Here is a 23,287-nt window from a genome sequence, read left to right on the forward strand (position 1 = left end):
GCACATGCCCAAAGTAGTACTGGAAACATGGCCACCATGCTGGAGGCGCGCGAGCTCAACCTGACTCTCGACTTCTGCCTCCGCGTCGGGGAGCTGCTGCTCTCCTCGGGCGCCGGCGCGGCGGACGTCACCGCGACCATGCAGGCGCTGGCCTGGCAGCTCGGGGTGCGCAACCCCGAGGTCGACGTGACTTTCACGTCGCTGTCGATGAGCTACCAGCCCGACCCGGAGCTCCCGGCGTTCGTGCTGATCCGCCAGGTCAAGCAGCGCGACATCGACTACGAGGACCTGACGCTGGTCGACCACCTGGCGCGCGAGGTGCTCCGTGGTGAGGTCGACCTCAAGGACGCGCGTGCGCGCCTGGCCCGGATCGTCTCGTCCGGACACACCCTGCCGCGCTGGGCCGCCACGCTCGGCTGGGGTGCGATGTGCGCGGGCGTCGGTCTACAGCTCGGCGGCGGCTGGGAGGTCGTGTCGATCGCGTTCGTGGCCGCGGTCTGCATCGACCGGCTGCAGATGATGATGGCGCGACGCCGGCTGCCGTTCTTCTACCTCCAGGTCGCGGGCGGCGGCGTGGCCACGCTGATCGCGGTCGCGGTCGCCGCGACCCCGGCCGACCTCGACCCGTCGGTCGTCGTGACCGCCAACATCATCATGCTGCTGGCCGGCATCGGCTTCATGGGCGCCCTGCAGGACGCGTTGTCCGGCTTCTACGTGACGGCCGGAGCGCGGCTCACCGAGGCCCTGCTCGCGACCGCCGGCATCATCGCCGGCGTCGGCGGCGGCCTCCAGATCGGCAACGTAGTCGGCGTCGACGTCGGACGCCTCGACCCCGGCGCGGCCGCGGACCTCAAGCAGGCGTCGGCGGCCGCGATCGGCGCCGCGATCTGTGCCGCGGCGTTCGCATTCGCGTCGTACGCCCCGCGCCGCACGCTCGCGACGATCGGCCTGGTCGCCGCGGTCGCGGTGCTGATCAGCCAGTCGGTCGACGTCAGCGGGATCGGGCGCTCCTGGCCGACCGGGGTGGCGGCGTTCTTCGTCGGCCTGGTCAGCTACGGCGTCGCGGCCCGGCTCCGGGTGCCGCCCCTGGTCGTGATCGTCCCCGCCGTCGTGCCGATGCTGCCGGGCCTCTCGATCTACCGCGGCCTGAGCCTGCTGTCCGAGGGCGGAGCCGCAACGTCCGAGGGCCTGCTGGCACTCTTCACGGCCGGCTCGGTGGCGCTCGCGCTCGCGGCCGGGGTGATCCTCGGCGAGTACGTCGCGCAGCCCCTCAAGCGCGAGGCCCGCAGGCTCGAGAGCCGGCTGGCAGGTCCGCGCCTGGTCGGGCCGCTGCGGGTCAAGCCGCGGCGCCGGAGCCGGAGCCTCAGACGATCGTCGTCTTCGGAGGCATGACCTTGCGGTAGCCGCGCGCCACGATGTCCTGGTAGCGCGACCCGGTCAGCTTCGCCAGGTGGTGCACGGCGTGGGCGTCGAGCCCGACGAGCACCCGCGCCTTGTCCTTCTCGACGCCGGCGACGATGATCTCGGCGGCCCGCTCGGGCGTCATCTTGGCGAGCTTCTCGTCGAACCGCTTCGCGCTCTCGACGCCGTCCTCGGCCGCCGAGTAGCGGGCGTTGCGGGCGATCGCGGTCTTGATGCCACCCGGGTGGACGACGGTGACGCCGACCCGGTGGCCGGCGACCAGCATCTCCTCGCGGACCGCCTCGGACAGGCCGCGCACGGCGTACTTGGCGGCGTTGTACATGCTCTGCCCGGGCATCGACACCAGCCCGAAGAGAGACGAGATGTTGACGAGGTGGCCGTCGCCGGACGCCACCAGGTGGGGCAGGAACTCCTTCGTGCCGTGCACGACGCCCCAGAAGTTGATGCCCATGATCCAGTCCATGTCGTCGTACTCGAGGTCGACGAGGTCCCCCGCGAGCGCGACGCCGGCGTTGTTGACGACGAGGTTGACCTGGCCGAAGTGGTCGACCACGGTCGCGGCGTACGAGGCGAACGCGGCCCGGTCGGCGACGTCGAGGTGGTCGGACCGCACCTCGCGCGCGCCGGCGCCCTTGACGAGGTCCACGGTCTCGGCGAGGCCGTCGTCGTTCACGTCGGAGATCGCCAGCCGCGCGCCGCGGCGTGCGAGGTTGACCGCCAGGGCCCGGCCGATCCCCGAGCCGGCGCCCGTGATCACGACGACCTTGCCGTTGAAGTCCTTCACGCTGCCATCTCCTGTCGTACGTCGTAGGCGTCTGCGTCGAACCGGGCGAGCTGGCGCCGGAAGGTGAACGTGGCCTTCGGCCACAGCGTCGTGTTGCGGCCGTGCTCGTCGAGGTACCAGCTCTGGCAGCCGCCGCGGGTCCACACGGTGCGGCCCATCCGGCGCTGCAGGCCTGCGTTCCAGCGCCGGAAGGCGCCGCGTCGCGGCTCGACCGCGGCCCAGCCGCGTTCGCGCATGGTGCGGATCGCGTCGCGGACGTAGGCGATCTGCGACTCGATGATGAACACCATGCTGGTGTGGCCCTGCCCGGTGTTGGGGCCGACCAGCACGAAGAGGTTCGGGAAGCCGGGTACGGTCGTGCCCTTGTACGCCGCCATGCCGCCCTCGCGCCAGACGTCGGCGAGGGTGCGCCCGGCGGTGCCGGTGATGTGCTCGGTCACGGGCAGCTCGGTGGTCCAGAAGCCGGTCGCCACGACCAGCACGTCGATGGGCCGCTCGACGCCGTCGGCGGTCACCACCGCGTCGCCGGTGACCTTCGCGATCGGGTCGGTGACCAGGTCGACGTTGTCCGAGGCGACGGCCGGGTAGTAATCGTTGGAGATCAGGATCCGCTTGCACCCGAGCTCGAAGTGCGGGGTCAGCCGCTCGCGGAGCGCGGGGTCCGCGACGCCCCTGCGGAGGTTCTGCCGGGCCACCGCCTTGACCGGGGCCGACAGGTGCGAGTCGACGGTCAGCCCGGGCACCAGCGCCTCGCGCGACCAGTACGTCGCCGTGCGGTAGAGCGACTGCACCGCGGGCAGGCGGCGCATCGCGGCGCGCTCGAGGCGCGTGTAGGCGCGGTCGGAGCGGGTGATCACCCACGGCGCGGTGCGCTGGTAGACGTCGAGGTGCGCGGCCACCTTCTGCACTTCGGGCACGATCTGGATCGCCGACGCGCCGGTGCCGATCACCGCGACGCGCTTGCCCCTGAGGTCGACGGAGTGGTCCCAGCGCGCGGAGTGGAACAGCTCTCCCTGGAAGGTCTCGATGCCCTCGATGTCCGGCATGCGCGGCGCGGAGAGGCCGCCGGCGCCGACCACGAGGGTGCGCGCCGAGATCGTGCGGGTGCCCTGTGGCCCCGTGATCCGAGCGGTCCAGCGTCCGGCGGCGTCGTCCCACGCGGCGTCGTCGAAGGTGGTGTCGAAGACGAACCGGTCGAGGGTGCCCGACTCCGCCGCGACCTTGCGCAGGTAGGCCTGGATCTCCGGCTGCGGCGAGAACGATCGCGACCACTCGGGATTGGGTGCGAACGAGAACGAGTAGAGCTGGCTCGGCACGTCGCACGCCGCGCCGGGGTAGGTGTTGTCGCGCCAGGTGCCACCCACCTCCGCCCCCTGCTCGACGACGAGGAAGTCGCGCTCCCCGTCCTCCTGCAGCTTGATCGCGGCGCAGAGACCGGCGAAGCCGGCGCCGACGATGAGGTGGTCGACGTGCTGGACACTCATGGCGTCGACGGTAGTGGCGTTATTGAACGAACGTCAATAGAGTGGGGTCGTGTCCACCACGTCCCGCACGCGGCTCTCGCCCGAGCAGCGCCGTGAGCAGCTGCTCGACCTCGGCGTACGCCTGCTCGCGCACCGATCGCTCGACGAGCTGTCGATCGACCTGCTGGCCGAGGAGGCCGGGATCTCCCGGGGTCTTCTCTATCACTACTTCGGCAGCAAGCAGGCCTTCCACGAGGCCGTGGTGCGGCACGCCGCCGACGACCTGATCGCGCAGACCACGCCGCCGACCGACGGCGACCCGCTGGAGCGGCTGCTCACCTCGGTGACGGCGTACGTCGACTACGTGGTCGCCAACCACGAGGGCTACGTGTCGCTCGTGAAGGCCGCGGCCGGCGGCAACGAGAGCCTGCGCGCAATCTACGAGGACGCCCGGTCGGCGCTCAACAGCCGCATCTTCCGCGAGGACGCTCGGTTGCATTCTGGGGAGGGCGAGATCATCGCCGACACCCCGGCCAACCGGCTGGTGGTGCGCGGCTGGTCCGCGATGGTCGAGGAGCTGGTGCTCTCGTGGATCGACGACCCGCGCGGCGTCACCCGCGACGACCTGCTCGCGATCATCACCGGCTCGCTGCCGGCGATCGTCGGGGCCTCACCCGGCGAGTGACGCAGCCCGGTCGTTCCGGTCAGCCCCGCATGTCCCGCACGGCCAGCGACGCGAACACCATGGCCGAGCCGAGCGGCGCACCCGGGCCCGGGTAGCGCGGCCCGAACAGCGACGCCGCGCTGTTGCTCGCGGCGTAGAGGCCCTCGATCGCCGACCCGTCCTCGCGCAGCACCCGCGCGGCCGCGTCGGTGACCAGGCCGCCCTTGGTGCCGAGGTCGGAGAGCACGAAGCGCGCGGCGAAGAAGGGCCCCTGGTCGCACGGCGTGGGGCCTGCTCCGCCGGTGAAGAACGTGTCGTACTCGTCGCTGCCGCGGCCGAAGTCCTCGTCGACCCCGCTCGCGCAGAAGCCGTTGAACCGCTCGACGGTGGCGACGAGGGCGTCGGCGGGTACGCCGATCCGCTCGGCCAGGTCCGCGATCGAGTCGGCGCGCACCCAGGTGCCCGCCTCGAGGTGCTCCGTGGGGTCGCCCTCGGGCATCGCGATCGCCGGCAGCCGCCCGCCCTCGCGGGAGTCGAACACGAACCACGACGGGATCCGCTCGGGGGCCTCCGCCATGATCCGGCCGAAGCGGTCGTAGGGGAGCGACTCGTTGCCGTAGCGCTGCCCGCGTTGGTCGACCATCAGACCCGACCGGAAGCCGAGGGTGAACGACCCGCCGCCGTCGGGCTGCGCGAGCCCGGGGCAGAACCACCCCAGCCCGCCGTAGTCGGAGGCGGCACCGACCGCGATGCCGGCGGCGATCGGCTCGCCGGTGTTGGTGCCACGCGGGGCCATCGTCCACGCGACGTCGCCGGGCACGCCGTGGGCGGCCCGCTCCTCGGCGTTCCCCTCGAAGCCGCCGGCGGCCACCAGCACGCCCCGCCGGGCCCGGATCTCCACCGGCCCCTCGGGTGTCATCGCCGCGACGCCCGCGACCCGGTCGCCGTCGAGCACCAGGCCGGTCATCGGTAGCTCGGTGAGCACCGTGCCACCAGCGGCGACGAAGCCCTCGAGCAGCCGCGCGATCAGTGCCTGGCCGCCGGTCAGCGTGTTGCGGCCGCCTTGGCCGAGCCGGTCGCGCTCCACCGGCGGACGGACCAGCGCCGCGACCTCGGGGGAGAGGTCGCCGCGCTTGATGCTCGTCGGCTGGATCGAGCGGCCCATCGCCACGCGACCCGGGGCGTCGTAGTACTCCGAGAAGGGCAGCCACTCGAAGGGGATGCCTGCCGCCTCGAGCTCGGCCACCAGTTCGGGGGAGTGCGCCAGGAACGTCTCGACCTTCTCGTCGTCCGGGTGCCAGTCCGGGTCGGTGAGCACCGAGGCGAGGTAGGTCCGCGCCGACTCGGTCGAGTCCGGGAGGTCCGGGCGCTGCTGCACCTGGCTGCCGGGCAGCCAGCAGGCCCCGCCGGAGTACGCCGAGGTGCCGCCCACCCACGCGGTCTTCTCCACCACCACCGTGGACAGGCCTGCCCTCTGGGCGAGGAGCGCGCCGGTCAGCGCGCCCCCGCCCGAGCCGACCACGACGACGTCGTACTGCTGGGCATCCGTCATGCTCCGGATACTAGAACATGTTCTAGTGGACAGGGTTGGCAGAATGGGCCGGTCATGACCCCGCCGACCGCAGAGCTCCAGATCGCCTACCCGCCGGAGCTGCCGGTCACCCAGCGCCGCGTCGACATCGCCGCGGCCATCCGTGATCACCAGGTCGTGATCGTCGCCGGCGAGACCGGGTCCGGCAAGACCACCCAGCTGCCGAAGATCTGCCTCGAGCTCGGCCGCGGCACGAAGGGCCTGATCGGGCACACCCAGCCGCGCCGGATCGCTGCGCGGTCGGTGGCCGAGCGGATCGCGAGCGAGCTCGAGACCGAGCTCGGCGACCTCGTGGGCTACCAGGTCCGCTTCACCGACCGCACGTCGAAGAGCAGCCGCGTGAAGCTGATGACCGACGGCATCCTGCTCGCGGAGCTCCAGCGCGACCGGCAGCTGCGGAAGTACGACACGATCATCATCGACGAGGCCCACGAGCGGAGCCTCAACATCGACTTCCTGCTCGGCTACCTCAAGCGGCTGCTGCCCCGCCGGCCCGACCTCAAGCTGATCATCACCTCCGCGACGATCGACGTGGAGCGGTTCGCGAAGCACTTCGACGCCCCGGTCGTCGAGGTCTCCGGACGCACCTACCCCGTCGAGGTCCGCTACCGCCCGCTGATGGCCTTCGACGACGAGGACGACGAGGGCGAGGTCGTCGTCCGCGACCAGACCGAGGCGATCGTCGAGGCGATCAAGGAGCTCTCGGCCGAGGGCCCCGGCGACGTGCTCGTCTTCCTGCCCGGCGAGCGCGAGATCCGCGACACCGCCGACGCGCTCGGCGACCTGCCCAGGACGGAGGTCCTGCCGCTCTACTCCCGGCTGACGGCTGCCGAGCAGCACCGCGTGTTCAGCTCCCACGGCAACGCCGTACGCCGCGTCGTGCTGGCCACCAACGTCGCCGAGACGTCGCTGACCGTGCCCGGCATCCGGTACGTCGTCGACACCGGCGTCGCCCGGATCAGCCGCTACTCGGTGCGCACGAAGGTGCAGCGGCTGCCCATCGAGCCGATCAGCCAGGCCTCGGCCAACCAGCGCTCGGGACGGTGTGGCCGCGTCGAGGCCGGCATCGCGGTCCGGCTGTACTCCGAGGCGGACTTCGAGGGGCGTCCGGAGTTCACCGACCCCGAGATCCTGCGCACGAACCTGGCCAGCGTCATCCTCCAGATGGCCTCGCTCGGGCTCGGCGACATCGCGCGGTTCCCGTTCGTCGAGCCGCCCGACCGGCGCAACGTGCAGTCCGGCGTGCAGCTCCTCGAGGAGCTCGGCGCGCTGCGGGAGGGCCGGCTGTCGAAGCTCGGGCGGCGGCTCGCCCGCCTGCCGATCGACCCCCGCCTGGCCCGGATGATCGTCGAGGCCGAGCGGCTCGGCTGCGTGCGCGAGGTGGTCGTCATCGCGGCCGCCCTGTCGCTGCAGGACCCACGCGAGCGGCCCGGCGCCGACCACCCCAAGGAGCAGGCGCAGGCCGACCAGCTCCACGCGCGCTTCAAGGCCGAGGGCAGCGACTTCCTCACCTGGCTGAATCTCTGGCGCTACCTCAAGGAGCAGCAGCAGGAGCTCTCGTCCTCGGCGTTCCGCCGGATGTGCCGGCGGGAGTTCCTCAACTACCTGCGGGTCCGGGAATGGCAGGACTTCGAGTCGCAGCTGCGCCAGGTCTGCAAAGAGATGGGTTTCGAGACAGGCGCTAGCGCGCCTTCCTCAACCACCGCTACCGCGGGGGCGCCGTACGACAGCGACGGCATCCACCAGGCGCTGCTCTCCGGCCTGCTCTCGCACATCGGCCTGCTGGAGGAGCGGGAGAAGGAGAAGCGAGGCCCCCGCGAGTACCTCGGCGCCCGCGGAGCCCGCTTCGCGGTCTTCCCGGGCAGCGTGCTGCACCGCAAGAACCCGCAGTTCCTGATGGCCGGCGAGCTCGTCGAGACCAGCCGCCTCTGGGCCCGCCAGAACGCCGCGATCAAGCCCGAGTGGGCCGAGCGGCTCGGCGGCGACCTCGTGAAGCGCACGTACTCCGAGCCGCACTGGAGCAAGAAGCGCGCGGCCGTCATGGCCTACGAGCGCGTGACGCTGTACGGCGTGCCCCTCGTCGCCGACCGCCTGGTCTCCTACGGCAAGGTCGACGCCGCGCTCGCCCGCGAGCTCTTCATCCGGCACGCGCTGGTCTACGGCGAGTGGCACACTCGCCACCGCTTCATGGACACCAACCGGCGGCTGCTCGAGGAGGCCGAGGAGCTCGAGCACCGGGCCCGGCGCCGCGACATCGTCGTCGACGAGCACACGCTCTTCGACTTCTACGACGCCCGGGTGGGCGCGGACGTGGTCAGCGGCGCGCACTTCGACCAGTGGTGGAAGCAGGCCCGCCGCACGACGCCGGAGCTGCTCACCTTCGACCCAGCGATGCTGACCCACGACACCGCCGGCGAGGTGAGTGCCGGCGACTACCCGGCGCAGTGGGAAGGGGAGGGGCTGACCTTCCCGATCAGCTACCACTTCGAGCCGGGCGCCGCGGACGACGGCCTCACCATCGACGTGCCGGTCGCGACCCTCAACCGCGTCGAGGCCGATGACTTCTCCTGGAACGTGCCCGGCCTGCGCGCGGAGCTGGTCACCAGCCTGATCCGCAGCCTGCCCAAGAACCTCCGCGTCAGCTTCGTGCCTGCGCCCGACAAGGCGCGCGAGTTCCTCGCCGCCGTGCCGCCCGGTGAGGAGCCGCTGCTCGACGCCCTCGAGCGGTGGTGCAGGGCGACGACCGGCGCGGTGGTGCCGCGCGAGGCCTGGGACTGGTCGAAGGTGCCGGAGCACCTGCGCCCGACCTACCGCGTCATCGACGACGGGGGCCAGGAGCAGGCGCGCGGCAAGGACCTGGAGGCGCTCAAGGAGCCGCTGCGGCCGCAGTTCGCCGAGGCGATCGCCGAGGTCGCCAGCGACAGCGGCCTCGCCCGGACCGGCGAGACCACGTGGACGTTCGGCACCATCGAGCGGTCGTTCACGCAGCGGCGGGCCGGCCACGAGGTGCAGGTGTTCCCGGCGCTGGTCGACGAGGGCGCGACCGTCGGGCTCCAGGTCTTCGGGTCGGCCGAGGAGCAGGAGGCGCGGCACCGGCTCGGCGTACGCCGGCTGCTGCTCCTGGCCGTCGACTCGCCCGTCAAGCGGATCGTCGCCGGGCTCACCAACGCCGAGAAGCTCGGCCTCGCCGGATCGCCCCACGCCAGCGTGGCTGACCTGCTGGAGGACGTGCGCGCGGCCGTGCTGCAGGACGTCGTCGACGCGCGACCGGCCGTGCGCGACGAGGCGGCGTACGCGGCGCTGCTCGCCGACGCCGCCCGCGAGCACGAGGCGCAGGTGCGCGCCACGATGGCCGACGTCGTCCGGGTGCTCGACGCGTGGCGGCGCGCGGAGAAGGCGCTCAGCGGACGGGCGGAGATGACGATGCTGCCCGCGCTCACCGACATGCGCGCCCAGCTCGCGCGGCTGGTGCACCCCGGCTTCGTCGGCGAGTCCGGCGCCACCCAGCTGCGCCGCTACCCGACCTACCTCGCCGCGCTCGAGCAGCGCCGCGACAAGCTGCCCGGTCAGGTCAACCGCGACCGGCAGATGATGGACCAGATCGCCGACGTCCAGGACGCCTACCTCCACCAGCGCGACGCGCTGCCCGACGGCCGGCCGCCGGGCGAGCGGCTGCGGCAGGTGCGCTGGATGCTGGAGGAGTACCGCGTCTCGCTGTGGGCGCAGCAGCTCGGCACGCCGTACCCCGTCAGCGATCAGCGCATCCGGCGCACCCTCACCAGCTAGTCCGACGCGTAGCCTGCAGGCGTGACGGACCGTCAGTACCACCGGCCGATGACGCCCGGCAGCAACTTCTTCGAGGCGCTGACCGGCGGCGCCGACCCGGCGCTGGTCAGCGAGGCGGCGGACCGGGCGGCGTACCTGCTCGTGCGGGGCGCGCGTGACACCGACGACGCCGCGGTCGCCGAGCGCGTGCTGCGCCTCGCAGACAGCGAGGGCATCGAGACGATCGCGGAGGTCTGGTCCGGCGCGCCGGCCGACTCGCTCGCGGGCTGCCTGTGGCGGCTCTACCTGCTGCGCTCCTGGGTGTACGCCGACCCGCTCGCGGTCTCCCGCGAGTTCGAGGCCGGGCTGCGCAGCGCGCCGGTCGCGCGGGTCGTCGCCGGGGTGGCGGACCCGCCGGGACCCGACCAGCTCAAGGCGATGGTCGACCAGGTGCTGCGCGGCATCGCCGAGAGTGACTTTGCCGACGTCCTGCTGCGGGCGGCGGCGTTCGCGCGGGTCGTCGCCGCGGGGCGGGCGGCGCTGAGCGACCCGACCGAGGCGGAGGTCCAGCGGATCCTGGTGCTCTCGGAGCAGCTCGAGGCGGCGGGTCACGCCGAACTGGAACATCCGCTCGCCTGACGCCGTTACAATCGTCGGAGCACGCCGGGCCGCGGCAGCCCCGGGTCCCAACATCAGCCGCTACGAGCGGCCACGCGCCGTGAGGCGCTCCCGGTCCGGCGTGCTTCTATCCTCGGTCCCATGGGTCTGCGTCATCGTCTTCTCCGGGGGCTGAAGCGAGCTCGCCCCGTGTCCCCGGTCGCCCGGTCGCCGTTCCCGGTCTCCTACGCGCCGAAGGCGGACGGGCGGCCCGACCCCGGCGAGGTGGTCTGGGGCTGGGTGCCCTACGAGGACGACCCGTCCCGGGGCAAGGACCGGCCGGTGCTGCTGGTCGGCGTGCAGGGCCGCGAGCTGCTCGGCCTGATGCTGACCAGCAAGGACCACGACCGCGACGCCGAGCAGGAGGCGCGGTGGGGCCGACACTGGATGGACGTCGGCAGCGGCGGCTGGGACCGGTCGCGACGGCCGAGCGAGGTGCGGCTCGACCGGCTGATCCGGCTCGAGGCGGACGCCGTACGCCGTGAGGGCGCCGCGCTCGACCCCGCCGTGTTCGCGCGCGTGATCGACGCCGCACGCTCTCACCACGCGTTCGACTGACCCCGACCCGCCTCCGGGTCGATAGGGTGGGCCGCGCCCGGGCCTGCCCGGGCGGCTTCATGAGTGCGTCCGAGAGGTGGTGTGGAGCCCCGGTGAGGGTGAACCGAATGCTGGCGGTCGTCGTGGCCGCGACGGTCCTGACCACCGCGGCCTGCACCGGTGACCCGGAACAGCCGACCCCGACTCCGACCCCCACCAGTGCCGAGCCGACGCCGCCCGACCAGATCACGTTCGGCGTCGTCGGTCCGCGCGACGTGCAGCGCGCGTTCGGGGCCACGGTCGGTGCCTGGAACGTCGACCCCGACCACGTCGACGCCAAGATCCGGAGCTGGACCTCCGAGGCCTCGATGCGCGACGCCATCGAGGGCGGCGAGAAGCTGCCCGACGTGTTCCTGGCGTCGCGCTCCCAGCTGCGCTGGCTGCTCGACAACCAGTACACCCAGCCGGTCGACGAGCTGCTCGACGAGCGGGGCGTGGAGTTCGGCGACAACTACACGCGCAGCGCGCTCGAGCAGCTGAGCGCGGACGAGCACCTGCAGTGCATGCCGTACGGCGTCACGCCCCAGGTCATCTTCTACAACAAGCGCCTCGTGAACTTCGACCGGATGCGCAACCGCGAGCTGGACGCCCCCGACGAGGAGGCGACCGGCTGGTCGTTCGACCAGTTCACCGCGGCCGCCGAGTTCGCGAGCCGCCCGGCGCGCGGCGCGAAGGGGGTGCACATCGACCCGACGCTCGACGGGCTCGGGCCGTTCATCCTCTCCGGCGGCGGCTCGGTCTTCGACGACTCCAGCTCGCCGACGTCGCTGGCGTTCTCCAGCGACGACACCAAGGACGCCCTCGAGCGGACCCTCGAGCTGCTGCGCAACCCGCAGGTCACGCTCGACGAAGCCCAGCTCGAGCAGGCGCCGGCGCTGCGGTGGTTCCTGCGCGGCAAGCTCGGGATGATCGCCGGCGACCGGTCGCTCGTGCCGACCCTGCGCCAGCAGGCGGACCTCGACTTCGACGTGCTGCCGATGCCGCGCCTCGACGGCTCCGCGACCGTCGGTGACGTCACCGCCCTGTGCATGTCGGCGGAGACGCCGTCGCCGGCGATCGCGGCCGACTTCATCGTGCACGAGATCGGCCCCGACTCCGTCGCGACGGTCAGCCGCACCGGCTACCTCCAGCCCGCGAACGTCGAGGTCGCGCTCTCCGACGACTTCCTGCAGCCCGGCCGCCGGCCGGAGCACTCGCTGTTCTTCAACACCAGCGTGCGGTCCATTGCGGTGGCGCCGTTGATCGACACCCTCCCCGAGCTCGAGGAGGCCGTGGCGCCCCAGCTCCGGCAGCTGGTGTTCGGTGTCGGCGTCCTCGACCTCGACGCCGTCACGACCGAGATCGACGAGACGTCCCGCACCGTGCTCGACCCCGAGTCGCTCTCCGAGTCGCCCGACCCGTCGGAGACCGACTCGGAGTAGCGGCGCTCAGTCGTCGGCCGGGTCCTTCTCGTCCTCGGCGACGAGGATCGCGTCGGTGAGGATCGGGGCGTCGATCTCGATCTGCCACGGCCGCGCGCCGTACCCCGCGAGCCGCTCTGCGACCGCGGGCGCCAGGCGGACCGGGTCGCGGGTGGCGGGCGGCGTCCACAGCGTGCGGCGCATGTAGTCGGGCGTCAGCAGGTTCTCGACCGGCACCGACAGCTCCTCCGAGAGGTGGTTCAGGCCCTCGCGCGCGAGCGCCAGGCGCCGGGCCGCGACGGGGTCCTTCTCCGCCCAGGCGCGAGGCAGCGGCGGGCCGTCGCCGCGGGGCGTGCGGGTCGGCAGGTCGTTGTCGTCCATCTCGGCGACGCGACGCAGCGCCGCCACCCACCGGGAGGCGTAGCGCTCGGCGCCGCGGCCGTGGAAGCCGTGCGTGCCGAGCAGTGCGTCCCGGTCGGTCGGCATCGCCGTGGCGGCTGCGACGATCGCCGCGTCGGGGATGATCCGGCCGGGCGTCACGTCGCGTTGGGCGGCGATCTCGTCGCGGGTCTCCCAGAGCTCGCGTACGGCGCCGAGGGCGCGTCGCCCGCGCACCCGGTGCACCCCGGAGGTCCGCCGCCAGGCGTCGGTGCGCGGCGCGGGCCGGAAGTGGCGCAGGTACTCGAACTCCTGGAGCGCCCACTCGGCCTTGCCGGCCTTCTCGAGCTCCTCGCCCAGCAGGCCGCGGAGCTCGACCAGCACCTCGACGTCGAGCGCGGCGTACTCCAGCCACGGCCGCGGCAGCGGGCGGGTGGACCAGTCGGCGGCCGAGTGCTCCTTGGCGAGCCGGGAGCCGAGCAGCTGCTCGACGAGCGTGGCCAGCCCCACCCGCGGGTAGCCGAGCAGCCGGCCGGCGAGCTCGGTGTCGAAGAGGGTGGTCGGCCGCAGGCCGACCTCGGTGAGGCACGGCAGGTCCTGGGTCGCCGCGTGCAGGATCCACTCGGTGCCGTCGAGCGCCTGCTGGAGCCGCTCGAGCGAGTCGAAGGCGATCGGGTCGACGAGGAACGTGCCCGATCCCTCGCGACGCAGCTGGATCAGGTAGGCGCGCGAGGAGTAGCGGTAGCCGGAGGCACGCTCGGCGTCGATCGCCACCGGCCCGGTGCCGTGCGCGATCGCGTCGGCCACCTCGTCCAGCGCCGCTTCGGACTCGACGACCGGCGGGAGGTCGTCGCGCAGCCGCAGCAGCGGCGGAGGGGGAGTGGTGGTGTCGTCGTCCTCGGGCATTGGGTCAGTGTCCGCCACCGGGGGCGTCTCCGGATCCACCGCCCCGCTGTCCGCGGCGACTCGGCATCACCGCCACGCCCTCCGGGACGGGCGGCAGGCCGGCCGCGGTGCACAGCAGCTCGCCCCAGGCCTCGACGTGCGGGGCCAGGTCGAGCGGAGCGAGGTCGGGGGCGTCCTCCGGGAGCACGGGCGTCCAGGAGGCGCGGATCTCGACCTGGGCGGTGCCGCCCTCGTCGGCCATGCCGCCGAAGCTCTCGGTGGCGACGCGGGTCACCGTGCCCGAGGCGGCGAGGTACGCCGCGCCGTGCTCGTCGAGCGCCTCGGTCAGCCAGGACCACCCCACCGCCGCGAGCATCGGGTCGGAGATCAGCTCGAGGTCGACCTCGGCGCGGGCGTACGCGACGCAGCGGAAGGTGCCCGACCACGCGTCGTTGCCGGCGGGGTCGTGCAGCAGGATGATGCGGCCGGTCCCGATGTCGGTGCCGTCGACGGTTACGTCGGCGGAGAGCGCGGACGCCCACGGGGCGATCCGCTGGGGCGCGGGCATCTCCTCGCAGAACACCTCGGGCCGCAGCCGGGCGGCGTGCATGCTGGCGACGGCCTCGCGGAACTCCGCGGGTGCCGCGCCCGCACCCGCGCCCGGGTGCGCCTCCTGACCGACGACCATAGGGTTCACAGTAGGTCGGTCCCGGGTCGCGGATGTGCGAACACGCCGACTGACCTGCGAGGCTTCGCCCATGCCGGACCCGCAGAGCCCCCTGCCTGAGCTGCGCGACAGCGCCTTCCTCAAGGCGGTCCGGGGCGAGCCGGTGCCCCACACGCCCGTGTGGTTCATGCGCCAGGCCGGCCGCTCTCTCCCCGAGTACCTCGCGGTGCGCGAGGGGATCGGCATGCTGGAGTCCTGCATGGACCCCGCGCTGGTCACCGAGATCACCCTCCAGCCGGTCCGGAGGTACGGCGTCGACGCGGCGATCTTCTTCTCCGACATCGTGCTGCCCCTCAAGGCGGTCGGCGTCGACCTCGAGATCAAGCCGGGCGTCGGCCCGGTCGTCGCGCGGCCGGTGCGCACGCTGAGGGACGTCTCGCGCATCCCCGACCTCACCGCGGAGCACGTGCCCTTCATCACCGAGGCGGTGCGCAGCCTCGTCGGCGAGCTCGGCGGGACGCCGCTGATCGGGTTCGCCGGTGCGCCGTTCACGGTCGCGTCGTACCTCGTCGAGGGCGGCCCCTCCAAGGACCACGCCCGCACCAAGGCGATGATGTTCGGCGCCCCCGACGTCTGGGACGCGCTGCTGAGCAAGATCGCCGCGATCTCCGCGACGTACCTCGAGGTGCAGGTCGCCGCGGGCGCCTCCGCCGTCCAGCTCTTCGACTCCTGGGCCGGCGCGCTCACGCCGCGCGACTACCGCGACCACGTGATGCCGCACTCCGCGCGCGTGCTCGCCCGCGCCGGCGAGCTCGGGGTGCCGCGCATCCACTTCGGCGTCGGTACGTCGAACCTGCTCGGCCTCATGGGCGAGGCCGGTGCCGACGTGGTCGGCGTCGACTGGCGCACCCCGCTCGACGAGGCCATCCCGCGGGTCGGTGACCGCGCCGTCCAGGGCAACCTCGACCCGACGCTCGTCTTCGCCCCGACCGAGGTGATGACCGCGCGCGCCGCCGAGGTCATCGAGGCCGGCCGGCAGGCCCGCGGCCACGTCTTCAACCTCGGCCACGGCGTGCTGCCCTCGACGAACCCCGACCAGCTGCAGCGGCTGACCGAGTTCGTGCAGGGCTACTCGCTGGCCTGAGGCGCCTCCGGCGGTGCCGGCCGGCGCCGCCGCAGTGACCGGACCAGCAGCAGCGCCGGCACGCCGATGATCGCCGCGACGACCAGCCACGGCAGCAGCGCGCCGAGGGCGGTGGCGAGGCCGACCGCGAACGCCGACAGCGCGCCCCACCCGGCCGACAGCCCGGCCAGGAAGCCCGTGTCGTCGTCGCCCTTCGGCCCGCCGTCCTTCGCCGGGATCTTGTCGATGCTGACGACGATCGTCGACAGCGACGTCTGGTTCTCGAGGTAGGCCGCCTGCTGCTGGAGCGTCTCCAGCTCGGCCTGGCGCCGCGAGAGCTCCGCCTCGATCGCCATGATGTCGCGGATGCTCCGCGCCTGCTGGAAGAGCACGGAGATCCGGGCGATGCTGCGCTCCTGCACCTTCATCCGGGTCTGCACGTCGATGACCTTGGTCGTCACGTCGTCCTCGTTGGTGTTCGCCGACTCGAGCTCGCCGATCTCCTTGAGCTCTGACACGGCGTCGGCGAAGTCGTCGGACGGCACGCGCAGCACCAGACGGGCGTACGCCGCGCTGCCGTCCTCGTCGGCCATGGTCTCCTCCTCCGTCACCTCGCCGGCGTGGCGGTCGACGACCTTCTGCACGTCGATCCGCGCGCGGTCGACGTCGTCGGCGCGGAGCGCGACGTTGCCCTTGCGGATCACGGCGCGGGGCACGTCCGCCGACTGCTCGCGGGCCGCGGGCTGGTCCGCGGCGCCGGTGAGGCTCTCGGCAGACCCGCCGGCGGCACCTTCGTCCACAGCGGCGGCGTCCCCGGCGCTGCTGCTGTCACTGTCGCTGCCGCCCCCGGAGCAGCCGATGAGTGCGGCGGCCAGCGCCGCGCCGAGGATCGCGGTCGCCAGCGAGCGGGTGAGTGAGTGGTTCATGCCGGCTCGGACGGGGACCGGGCCTCGTCGGTTCCCGCGGCCCTCTCCGAGCCCATAATCCACAAAATGACTAGACTCAGTTTGATTCCGGCAGTCGCGACGAGAGGACCCTCCATGAAGTTCCACTGGTTCCTGCCCACCAACGGCGGGGACGGCCGTCAGGTGGTCGGCGGCGGACACGGCGTCGAGGCCGGGCCGTCCGGCCGACCCGCGTCGGTGCCCTACCTGGGCCAGGTCGCGCGCTCGGCGGAGCAGCTCGGCTTCGAGGCCGCGCTGACGCCCACCGGCGCCTGGTGCGAGGACGCGTGGGTGACGACCGCGATGCTCAGCCAGGTCTCGGAGCGGCTGCGGTTCCTGGTCGCGTTCCGGCCCGGACTCACCGCGCCGTTCCTCGCCGCGCAGATGGCGGGCACGTTCCAGAATCTCTCGGCCGGCCGGCTCGCGCTGAACGTCGTCACCGGGGGCGAGAGCCGGGAGCAGCGGATGTTCGGTGACTTCCTCGACAAGGACGACCGCTACGCCCGCTGCGACGAGTTCCTCACGATCGTGCGGCGGCTGTGGACGGGGGAGCCCGTCACCTTCGAGGGCGAGCACCTGCGCGTGCAGGACGCCGTGCTGTCGCAGGTCCCCGACCCGCTGCCGGAGATCTACTTCGGCGGCTCGTCGCCCGCGGCGGGTCGCGTCGCCGCGAAGCACGTCGACGTCTACCTGACCTGGGGCGAGCCGCCGGCCGCCGTACTCGAGAAGGTCGAGTGGATCCGCAAGCTCGCGGCCGACGCCGGTCGCGAGGGCCGGGTGCGCTTCGGCATCCGCCTGCACACGATCGCGCGCGACACCTCCGAGGCGGCGTGGGCCGAGGCGGACCGCCTGCTCGCCGGCATCTCCGAGGAGGAGATCGCGCGGGTGCAGGCGGGACTGCGCCAGAGCGAGTCGGTCGGGCAGGCGCGGATGCTCGACCTCAACCGGGGCTCGAAGGACGGGCTCGAGATCCACCCCAACCTGTGGGCCGGCGTCGGGCTGGTGCGTGGCGGCGCCGGGACCGCGATGGTCGGGTCGTACGCCGAGATCGCGGACCTCGTCGAGCAGTACCACGAGGTCGGCATCGAGGAGTTCGTGCTCTCCGGCTACCCGCACCTCGAGGAGGCGTACTGGTTCGGCGAGGGTGTGCTGCCCGAGCTGGCCCGCCGCGGCCTGTGGGAGCCGCCGAACCCGGTCTGACAGAGTTGGGCGCGTGGTCGGCGCGCTCAGGGTGGTCGTGGTCGGTGCCGGCGTCGCCGGACTGACCGCCGCCCGCGACCTCGTCGCCGCCGGGCACGACGTCGTCGTGCTGGAGACGTCCGCGCGGGTCGGCGGCAAGCTGCTCCGGGCCTCCGTGGCCGGCGTGACCGTCGACGTCGGCGCCGAGGCCATGCTCAACCGTCGCGCGGAGGGCGTCGGCCTGGCCCGCGAGCTCGGGCTGCCGATCGAGCACCCGACGACCGCGTCGTCGCGGATCTGGACGCGCGACGCGCTGCGGCCGCTGCCCCGCTCGCTGATGGGCGTCCCGCTCGACCTGGAGCAGCTCGCCGCGTCCGGCGTGCTCTCGCCGGAGGCCGTGGAACGGGTCCGTCGCGAGCCGACGCTGCCGCCCGAGGCGCTGGTCGAGGACGTTTCGGTGGGCGCCCTGGTCGACCGCCGGTTCGGGCCCGAGGTCACCGACCTGCTGGTCGAGCCGCTGCTCGGGGGCGTGTACGCCGGCAACGCCCGGCTCATCTCCGCCCGCGCCGCCGTGCCCCAGCTGGTCGCCTACGCCTCCCGCGGGTCGGTGCTGGAGCAGGCCGCGGGGGCGCCCACGACGTACGACCTGCCGGTCTTCGCCGGCATCCCCGGCGGGATGGGGCAGCTCCCCGAGGCGCTGGCCACCGGCCTGTCGGTGCGGACCGGAGCGACCGTGCGCGAGCTGCGGCGCGGCGCCGCCGGGTTCGAGCTCGTCGTCGGCCCGACCACCGCCCCCGAGCTGGTCGCCGCGGACGCCGTCGTGCTGGCGACCCCGGCGGCCCCGACCGCGCGGCTGCTGTCGGCGGTCGCCCCCGCAGCCGCGGCCGCGCTGGCCGAGGTGGAGTCGGCGTCGATGGCGGTGGTGACGTTCGCCTTCCGCGCCGCCGACGTACCGTCCCTGGACGCCACGGACTCCTCGGGCTTCCTGGTGCCGCCGATCGAGGGACGCCGGATCAAGGCGTCGACGTTCTCCTTCGCCAAGTGGGGCTGGGTCCGCGCGGCCGGCGACGGCCTCCTGCTCCTTCGCACCTCGCTCGGCCGGTACGGCGAGGAGACCGCGCTCCAGGCCACCGACGAGGAGCTCGTCGCCTGGTCGCTCGCCGACCTCCACGACGCCGTCGGCGTCGCCGCCCGCCCCGTCGACACCCACGTCCAGCGCTGGGGCGGCGGACTCCCGCAGTACGCCGTCGGCCACCTCGACCGCGTGGCCCGCACCCGCGCGGCCGTCGCCGACGTACCCCGCCTCGCCCTCTGTGGAGCCGCCTACGACGGCGTCGGCATCCCCGCCGTCATCGGCTCCGCTCACCGGGCCGCCGCCGACGCCGTCGCACCGCTGGGATAGTCCGTCACGTTCTGGTCGCCATCCGGCACGATCCACGGCCATTTCGTGCCGGACTATCCCGAACGCCCACCCACCTCTGCCCCGTTGTCCCTCGTCGCCGGGACAACCGGCCCAGCAACCTCTGGTCATCGAGAAGCACCCACTCACAGAAAGCGCACCGAGATGACCACCCACGTCACCACCGAGAACCCCGTCCGATCGGACCTCACGACGATCAACCCGCGCACCGGCAGCGCGTCCCGCTCCTGGGCGCTGGCCGGCATCGGCGCCGGCGTGGCCGGCATCGGCGTCATCGTCACCAGCGGCATGGTCAACGCCGTGTACGACGAGAAGCTCGTCGGCGACACCCCGGCGATCGCGGCGAAGCTGGCCGACCAGACCGGGCCGATGTTCGCGTTCCACACGTTCGCGACGGTCGGCGCCGTGCTGACCATCGTGTTCGCCGCCGGGCTCTTCCGCCGGCTGCGCGCCGCCCTCGGCGACGGATCCACCGCCCCGCTGGTGGCCTTCTCCGGCCTGCTCGGCACCGCCGTCGTCGGCATCCTGGGCAGCGGCCTCGACACCGAGTTCATCATGGCCTTCGTCGAGGACCCGACGATGGTCGACCCCGCCAACGCCGCGCTGTTCAACCACTGGATCGGCACCATCCCGTGGCTCTGGACGCTCGCGGGCCTCAGCGGCCTCGCCGTCTTCGTCGCGGCTCGCGCCGGCGCCGCGCCGCGCTGGATCGGCCGGGTCGGCCTGGTCCTGGGCGGCCTCACCCTGCTGCTCGGCATCTCGCCGCTGCAGTACATGGCCGGCATGACCGGTCCGCTCTGGCTCGTCGTGACGGCTGCCGGGTTTGCCCTCGGCGACCGCGCGTTCCGGTCATGATGTGCCGGTGAACGACACCAGCAGCTCGCGCAGCACCGTGCAGCGGCCGGCCTCCTGGCCGGTCGCTGCCGTGCTGCCCGCGCTCTGCCTGGCCTGTGTCGTCGGCGTCCTCCTCTTCGAGAGCAGGTCGTACGGCGAGCCGGAGCTCTGGTCGTTCGGCGAGGGCATGGAGATCGGCCACGGCATCGGCACCGGCCTCGTCGGCCTCGTCCTCGGGGTGCTGTCGACGATCGTGCTGCGCCACCCCGGCCACCAGGTCATCGGCTGGACCCTCGGCGGGGTCGGCCTCTTCTGGGCGCTCGACGGGCTCGCGGAGTCCTACGTCCGCCTCGGGATGGTCACCGACCACGCCCTGCCCGGGATGTCGTTCGCGGTCTGGTTCCTGGCGCGGTTCACCGCGCTGCTCCCCGCGACGATCGTGGTGCTGCCGCTGCTCTTCCCCGAGGGCCGCTTCCTCCGCGGCGCGTGGGGCGTCGCGAGCTGGGTGTGCATGGCGGTCCTGGTGCTCGTCGCGGTCGCGACGACGATCGCGCCGTACGACCTCGCCACCGACCGACTGCCTCCGGGCGTCGACCCCGACCCGACCACGATCTGGGCGCTCGAGCCGATCGCCGACCTGCTCACCGGCGGCCTCCAGGCACTGACGGTCATCGGCCTGGTCGTGCCGATCGGCGTCGTCGTGCACCGCTACCGCCGCTCGCGCGGCACCGAGCGCGACCAGATGCGCTGGCTGCTCTGGGGCGCGCTGGTGACCGCCACGGTCATCGTCGTCACGATCTTCCTCGACCTCGGCGCGCTGACCGGCGCCGTCTTCTTCCTCTGCATCACGCTGACGCCGATCGCGATGACGGTCGCCGTGGTCAACCCCCGCGTCGTCTCGATCGAGGAGCTCCTCGGCCGCACGCTGCTGCTGTCGCTCCTCGCGGTCGTGCTCGTCGCGATCGACTTCGTCGTCGTCGCGGCGCTGAGCGCGCTCCTCGACGACGAGATGGCCCAGTCGCAGGTCGTGCTCCTCGTGCTGCTGACGACCGTGCTGCTCTACGGCCCGGTGCGCCAGCGGCTGTCGAGCGGTGTGCGCCGCTACTTCTTCGGCGACCGGGCCAACCCGTACGACGTGGTGGCCGGCCTCGCCTCGACCCTGGAGTCCACCGACGAGGGCGCCGAGCAGCTCGCCGCCGTCGCGCGGTCGGTGGCGAGCGCCTTCGGCGTCGGCTACGTCAGCGTCGAGGTCGACCGCAGCAACGGCGAGCGGCTGATCGCGACGTCCGGCACCCCGCCCGAGCAGATCCGCACCCTGCCGATCACCTACCGCGGCGCCGACGTCGGCCGGTTGGTGCTGCCCGCCCGCGGGCTGCGCAGCCAGCTGTCCCGCCGCGACGAGGAGCTGCTCGGCGACCTGGTGCGCCAGGCGGCGACCGCCGCGCGCACCAGCCGCCTCGCCGACGAGCTCCAGGAGAGCCGCGAGCGGCTCGTCACCGCTCGCGAGGAGGAGCGTCGCCGGATCCGCCGCGACCTCCACGACGGCCTCGGCCCGGCGCTCAGCGGCGCGGTCTTCCAGCTCGAGTCCGCGCGCCTGCTGGTCGACCGGGAGCCGGAGTCCGCGAAGGCGCAGGTCGACGGCGTCCGGGCGCACCTGCAGGAGGTCGTCGCCGACGTACGCCGTCTCGTCCACGACCTTCGCCCGCCCGCCCTCGACGATCGCGGGCTGGTCGGCGCACTGCGCCAGCAGGGCGAGCAGCTCGAGCCGGCCGCCACGGTCGAGGCCGACGAGCTCGGCCCGCTGCCGGCCGCCGTCGAGGTCGCGGCCTACCGCATCGCGAGCGAGGCGATGACGAACGTCGCCCGGCACGCCCGGGCCACCCGCTGCACGGTCCGCCTGGAGGTCGTCGACGCCGCGTTGCTCGTCGAGGTCGCCGACGACGGCGTCGGCATCGACCCAACGGCGCAGGCCGGCGTCGGCCTGGTCGGGCTCCGCGAACGCGCGGCCGAGCTCGGCGGCCGCAGCGAGGTCACCTGTCCACCCACGGGCGGCACGGTCGTGCGCGCCTGGCTGCCCCTGAGGGAGAGCGCATGACCGACATCCGGGTCGTGGTCGTCGACGACCACCAGATCGTCCGCGAGGGGCTGTCCAGCCTGCTCGGCGCGCTCGACGGCATCGAGGTCGTCGGCACCGCCGCGGACGGCCGCGACGCCATCCACGTCGTCGGCGAGACCGCGCCCGACGTCGTCGTGATGGACATCCAGATGCCCCAGCTCGACGGCATCGAGGCGACCCGGCACATCACCGGCCGCCAGTCCGGCGTGCGGGTGGTGATGCTGACGATGAACGAGGACGACGACACCGTGCTGAGTGCGATCCGCGCCGGGGCGAGCGGCTACCTGCTCAAGGGGTCGGGCGCCGAGGAGGTGCAGACGGCGATCCGCGCCGCGGCCGCCGGCGGCATGGTCTTCGGGGCGCGGCTCGCGGCGCGCGTCTCGACGTACTTCTCCGGCGCGCTGGCGCAGGCCGACGAGCCCGAGCCGTTCCCCGACCTCACGGACCGCGAGCGCGACGTGCTGCGGCTGCTCGCCGTCGGCCGGTCCAACGACGCGATCGCCGCGGAGCTCTACGTCTCCAACAAGACCGTCCGCAACGCGGTCTCCGGCATCTACGCGAAGCTCCACGCCGCCGGCCGTGCCGAGGCCATCATCAAGGCCCGGGAGGCCGGCTACGGTCGGGATTGAGGCGGGCCTCATCATGGAGGCATGACCGAGACCGACCCGCAGGCTCACATCAAGTCCAACGCCGCACGGATCAACGAGCTCAACGACCTGATCCGCTACACGATGTGGTCGGTCTTCCGCCTCGAGGACCGGCTCGGCTGCCCCGGGTCCAACGCAAGTGCCGACCGCAAGCGCGAGGCGGTCGAGGTCGAGGAGCTGATCGCCGAGCTGGCGGCGGACGACGTCGTCGTCCGGGGCGTGTACGACGTCGCCGGCCTGCGCGCCGACGCCGACGTCATGGTGTGGTGGCACGCCGGGTCCGCGGACCAGCTCCAGGCGGCGTACCACCGGCTGCGCCGCACCCGCTTCGGCACCCGGCTCGCGCCGGTCTGGTCGCAGATGGCGCTGCACCGGCCGGCGGAGTTCAACCGCAGCCACCTGCCGGCGTTCCTCGCCGACGAGCGCACGCACGACTACGTCGCGGTCTACCCGTTCGTGCGGTCCTACGAGTGGTACCTCCTCGACGACGCCGAGCGCCGTCGGCTGCTCGCCGAGCACGGCCAGATGGCGCGCGGCTACCCCGACGTGCGCGCCAACACGGTGCCGTCGTTCGCGCTCGGCGACTACGAGTGGATCCTGGCGTTCGAGGCCGACGACCTCTCCCGCATCGTCGACCTGATGCGGCACCTGCGCGGCTCCGAGACGCGCCGCCACGTGCGCGAGGAGGTGCCGTTCTACACCGGTCGGCGCATCGACGTGGGCGACCTGCTCGACCAGCTGCCCTGACCCC

At 73.1% G+C, this 23,287-nt stretch carries 19 protein-coding genes; 13 read left to right on the forward strand and 6 right to left on the reverse strand.

Annotation, left to right across the window (positions count from 1 at the left end; translation table 11 throughout):
• The first annotated feature begins 27 nt into the window (after positions 1–27).
• Complete coding sequence (locus ACFQQI_RS01270) at positions 28–1,392, forward strand: threonine/serine exporter ThrE family protein (protein WP_378556718.1); 1,365 nt, start codon at positions 28–30, stop codon at positions 1,390–1,392.
• Here the strand turns inward: ACFQQI_RS01270 and ACFQQI_RS01275 are convergent.
• Positions 1,364–2,206 carry an SDR family NAD(P)-dependent oxidoreductase gene (locus ACFQQI_RS01275; protein ID WP_378556721.1) on the reverse strand — a complete coding sequence of 281 codons (843 nt, stop codon included), beginning with the start codon at positions 2,204–2,206 and terminating at the stop codon, positions 1,364–1,366. The two genes, ACFQQI_RS01270 and ACFQQI_RS01275, sit on opposite strands and share 29 nt — an antisense overlap.
• Positions 2,203–3,690, reverse strand: coding sequence for a flavin-containing monooxygenase (locus ACFQQI_RS01280; protein WP_378556724.1), 1,488 nt, complete (start codon positions 3,688–3,690; stop codon positions 2,203–2,205). The genes ACFQQI_RS01275 and ACFQQI_RS01280 overlap by 4 nt, the downstream gene beginning before the upstream one ends.
• Positions 3,691–3,739: 49 nt before the next feature.
• Here ACFQQI_RS01280 and ACFQQI_RS01285 point away from each other — a divergent pair, with 49 nt between their 5' ends.
• The gene (locus ACFQQI_RS01285) at positions 3,740–4,354 is read left to right on the forward strand and encodes a TetR/AcrR family transcriptional regulator (RefSeq protein WP_378556727.1); all 615 of its coding nucleotides are present in this window, start codon (positions 3,740–3,742) and stop codon (positions 4,352–4,354) included.
• A gap of 19 nt (positions 4,355–4,373) precedes the next feature.
• Here ACFQQI_RS01285 and ACFQQI_RS01290 read toward each other — a convergent pair whose 3' ends face one another.
• Positions 4,374–5,885, reverse strand: a complete 1,512-nt coding sequence (locus ACFQQI_RS01290; protein WP_378556730.1) for an FAD-dependent oxidoreductase — start codon at positions 5,883–5,885, stop codon at positions 4,374–4,376.
• A gap of 54 nt (positions 5,886–5,939) precedes the next feature.
• Between ACFQQI_RS01290 and hrpA the strand changes: the two genes are divergently transcribed.
• The 4 genes from hrpA (at position 5,940) to ACFQQI_RS01310 (ending at position 12,364) form a co-directional block, all read left to right on the forward strand.
• Positions 5,940–9,710, forward strand: coding sequence for an ATP-dependent RNA helicase HrpA (gene hrpA / locus ACFQQI_RS01295; protein ID WP_378556733.1), 3,771 nt, complete (start codon positions 5,940–5,942; stop codon positions 9,708–9,710).
• Positions 9,711–9,731: 21 nt separating this feature from the next.
• On the forward strand, positions 9,732–10,328 hold the full coding sequence (locus ACFQQI_RS01300; protein WP_378556736.1) for a hypothetical protein: 597 nt from the start codon (positions 9,732–9,734) through the stop codon (positions 10,326–10,328).
• A gap of 168 nt (positions 10,329–10,496) precedes the next feature.
• Complete coding sequence (locus ACFQQI_RS01305; RefSeq protein ID WP_378556739.1) at positions 10,497–10,904, forward strand: type II toxin-antitoxin system PemK/MazF family toxin; 408 nt, start codon at positions 10,497–10,499, stop codon at positions 10,902–10,904.
• Between the two features lie 92 nt (positions 10,905–10,996).
• Positions 10,997–12,364 (forward strand): ABC transporter substrate-binding protein, encoded by a 1,368-nt coding sequence (locus ACFQQI_RS01310; RefSeq protein WP_378556742.1) that lies wholly within the window; start codon positions 10,997–10,999, stop codon positions 12,362–12,364.
• Positions 12,365–12,370: 6 nt separating this feature from the next.
• Here ACFQQI_RS01310 and ACFQQI_RS01315 read toward each other — a convergent pair whose 3' ends face one another.
• A complete protein-coding gene (locus ACFQQI_RS01315; RefSeq protein WP_378556745.1) occupies positions 12,371–13,627 on the reverse strand; it encodes an HRDC domain-containing protein in 1,257 nt (418 codons plus the stop codon).
• A 4-nt stretch (positions 13,628–13,631) separates the two neighbouring features.
• On the reverse strand, positions 13,632–14,294 hold the full coding sequence (locus ACFQQI_RS01320) for a DUF3000 domain-containing protein (RefSeq protein WP_378556748.1): 663 nt from the start codon (positions 14,292–14,294) through the stop codon (positions 13,632–13,634).
• Between the two features lie 70 nt (positions 14,295–14,364).
• On the opposite strand from ACFQQI_RS01320, the gene hemE reads away from it, so the two are divergent.
• Entirely contained in the window at positions 14,365–15,417 is a 1,053-nt protein-coding gene (hemE, locus tag ACFQQI_RS01325; protein ID WP_378556751.1) for a uroporphyrinogen decarboxylase, read from the forward strand.
• Here hemE and ACFQQI_RS01330 read toward each other — a convergent pair.
• Entirely contained in the window at positions 15,402–16,322 is a 921-nt protein-coding gene (locus ACFQQI_RS01330) for a DUF4349 domain-containing protein (protein ID WP_378556754.1), read from the reverse strand. The two genes, hemE and ACFQQI_RS01330, sit on opposite strands and share 16 nt — an antisense overlap.
• A 114-nt stretch (positions 16,323–16,436) precedes the next feature.
• Between ACFQQI_RS01330 and ACFQQI_RS01335 the strand changes: the two genes are divergently transcribed.
• The 6 genes from ACFQQI_RS01335 to hemQ all read left to right on the forward strand — a co-directional run bounded on the left by ACFQQI_RS01335 (position 16,437) and on the right by hemQ (position 23,283).
• Positions 16,437–17,540: an LLM class flavin-dependent oxidoreductase gene (locus ACFQQI_RS01335; RefSeq protein WP_378556757.1), complete on the forward strand. Its 1,104-nt coding sequence runs from the start codon at positions 16,437–16,439 to the stop codon at positions 17,538–17,540.
• Positions 17,541–17,553: 13 nt separating this feature from the next.
• A complete protein-coding gene (gene hemG, locus ACFQQI_RS01340; protein ID WP_378556760.1) occupies positions 17,554–18,921 on the forward strand; it encodes a protoporphyrinogen oxidase in 1,368 nt (455 codons plus the stop codon).
• A 162-nt stretch (positions 18,922–19,083) separates the two neighbouring features.
• Positions 19,084–19,794: a hypothetical protein gene (locus ACFQQI_RS01345; RefSeq protein ID WP_378556763.1), complete on the forward strand. Its 711-nt coding sequence runs from the start codon at positions 19,084–19,086 to the stop codon at positions 19,792–19,794.
• A gap of 7 nt (positions 19,795–19,801) precedes the next feature.
• On the forward strand, positions 19,802–21,868 hold the full coding sequence (locus ACFQQI_RS01350; protein ID WP_378556766.1) for a sensor histidine kinase: 2,067 nt from the start codon (positions 19,802–19,804) through the stop codon (positions 21,866–21,868).
• A complete protein-coding gene (locus ACFQQI_RS01355) occupies positions 21,865–22,518 on the forward strand; it encodes a response regulator (protein ID WP_378556769.1) in 654 nt (217 codons plus the stop codon). Before ACFQQI_RS01350 ends, ACFQQI_RS01355 begins: the two co-directional genes overlap by 4 nt.
• Positions 22,519–22,539: 21 nt before the next feature.
• Positions 22,540–23,283, forward strand: coding sequence for a hydrogen peroxide-dependent heme synthase (gene hemQ, locus ACFQQI_RS01360; RefSeq protein ID WP_378556772.1), 744 nt, complete (start codon positions 22,540–22,542; stop codon positions 23,281–23,283).
• Positions 23,284–23,287 lie beyond the last annotated feature (4 nt).

Source organism: Nocardioides sp. GCM10030259 (assembly GCF_042666375.1).
GTDB lineage: Bacteria > Actinomycetota > Actinomycetes > Propionibacteriales > Nocardioidaceae > Nocardioides.